Annotated in this window: 1 protein-coding gene; it reads left to right on the top strand. The window is 71.4% G+C overall.

Going from position 1 to position 2,132, the window contains the following annotated elements; translation table 11 throughout:
- The first annotated feature begins 318 nt into the window (after positions 1 to 318).
- The gene (metK, locus tag D1643_RS10705) at positions 319 to 1,584 is read left to right on the top strand and encodes a methionine adenosyltransferase (protein ID WP_160710595.1); all 1,266 of its coding nucleotides are present in this window, start codon (positions 319 to 321) and stop codon (positions 1,582 to 1,584) included.
- Positions 1,585 to 2,132 lie beyond the last annotated feature (548 nt).

Raw genomic sequence — 2,132 nt, 5'->3', positions numbered from 1 at the left:
CGCGGCTGCTTCGCGCGGGGCGCCGGGGCGCGCCCGTCGGGCGTCGGCGGGTCGCGTGCTGGGCTCGGCCGCACCGCGGGCCGGGGTGCGGGGATGCCGCCTTCTCCTGCCTGCTCTTCTCGCGTCCGCCTGCCGAGGGCGGGTGCTGCATGGGGGACGCGCGTCCTTGCGCGGGCCGGGCGTTCACGCTACCATGGCGCGATGCGTGTTTGCGCGAATCCGTTATCCAGAGTCGGGGGAGAGAGTTGGCTCTATGATCCCGGCACCAACCTGGCGCTGCCAAGGTGGTCCAGCCGACACCGATGAAGGAGGAACTTCATGGCTGAGAAGCACTCATCGTACCTGTTCACGTCCGAGTCCGTCACCGAGGGCCATCCGGACAAGATGTGCGACCAGATTTCCGACGCCATCCTCGACGCCATCCTGGCCAAGGAGGCTGAGCTCGAGCGCGAGGGCTACGTGGCGCCGTCCGGGCAGCCCGCCGACGTGAGCCAGGTGCGCTGCGCCTGCGAGACGCTCACCACCACGGGCACCGTGTTCGTCACCGGTGAGATCCGCACCCAGGCTTACGTGGACGTGCCCGCCATCGTGCGCGAGGTGGTGCGCGAGATCGGCTACGATCGCGCCAAGTTCGGCTTTGACGCCGACACCTGCGCGGTGATGAGCTCCATCCACGAGCAGTCGCCCGACATCGCCCAGGGCGTCGACGAGTCCTGGGAGGCCCAGCGCGGCGAGGCCGCGGCCGACCCCTACGAGTCGGTGGGCGCCGGTGACCAGGGGATGATGTTCGGCTACGCGTGCAACGAGACGTCCACGCTCATGCCGATGCCGATCTATCTGGCCCATCGCCTGTCCGAGCGCCTCACCGAAGTGCGCAAGAACGGCACGCTCGACTTCCTGCGCCCCGACGGCAAGACCCAGGTTTCGGTGCGCTACGAGGACGGCCGTCCCACCGCGGTGGAGAAGGTGGTCGTGTCCACGCAGCACTCCGACGACATTGACCAGGCCGCCCTGCGCGACGCCATCGTGGAGACGGTGGTGCGCCCCGTGTTCGAGGCTGAGGGCGTGGCGCTGGCGGATGACTGCGAGATCTACGTGAACCCCACCGGCCGCTTCGTCATCGGCGGCCCCATGGGCGATGCGGGCCTCACGGGCCGCAAGATCATCGTGGACACCTACGGCGGCATGGGCCGCCATGGCGGCGGCGCCTTCTCGGGCAAGGACTGCACGAAGGTGGACCGCTCCGCTGCCTACGCGGCGCGCTGGGTGGCGAAGAACGTGGTGGCCGCGGGGCTGGCCGATCGCTGCGAGGTGCAGGTGGCCTACGCCATCGGCGTGGCGAAGCCGGTGAGCGTGATGGTGGAGACCTTCGGCACGGCGCACGTGCCCGAGGCCGATATCGAGCGTGCCGTGGACGAGGTGTTCGACCTGCGTCCGGGTGCCATCATCGACGCGCTCGACCTGCGCCGGCCCATCTACCGCAAGACGGCCGCCTACGGCCACTTCGGCCGCGAGCTGCCCGAGTTCACCTGGGAGCGCACCGATCGCGTGGACGCGCTGCGCCGCGCTTGCGGCCTGGCATAGGGCGCTTGGGCGCGGGGCGCCGGCGAGCGCGGGCGCGGTGGCGCCGGGGCACGTTGGCGCTGGGTGCCGAGGAGCGGTGGTGCGGTGGCGCGCAGGCGTGCTGGCGCTGGGTGCGCAACCGGCGGGCGTTGGCGCGCTTGGTGCGGGAACGGTGGCGCGCTGGCGCCGAGGTGCCGACCGGCGGGCGCGCGTTGACGCGCTGGCGCGAGGCGGCAGGCGCGGGCGATTTGGGTTTTCTGGCCACTTTGGCTGCGGTTTACGCGGGAGGGGCCGTCCCTGAGAGGGGCGGTCCCTTCTTTGTCCTGCGGTGACCTGGGGATAGGCGATCTGTCATGTGATGGCGGGCGCCGAATGCGGGCGCGACTTGCGTAAACCATAGTGAAAGTGGCCAGAAAGTCGCCTGGCCGCTGTTTGCGCGCCATGCGTCTCGGACGCGTGGCGGGGGCGCCCCCCCCGTGCGCCCCCGGCCGGCTGGGCGTAGCTCGCGGTTGCCAGGCGCTGGCGCAGCGCGCCGACGCCTGCGGGACGCCGGCGGCGGCCGCGGGGCT

The organism is Enterorhabdus sp. P55, assembly GCF_009911695.1.
In the GTDB taxonomy this organism is placed as follows: domain Bacteria; phylum Actinomycetota; class Coriobacteriia; order Coriobacteriales; family Eggerthellaceae; genus Enterorhabdus.
This window is presented reverse-complemented; position numbering and strand designations above follow the sequence as displayed.

Bases quoted from the DNA above. Each gene is read 5' to 3' on its own strand.
- metK (WP_160710595.1), top strand. From the start codon at position 319: ATGGCTGAGAAGCACTCATCGTACCTGTTCACGTCCGAGTCCGTCACC.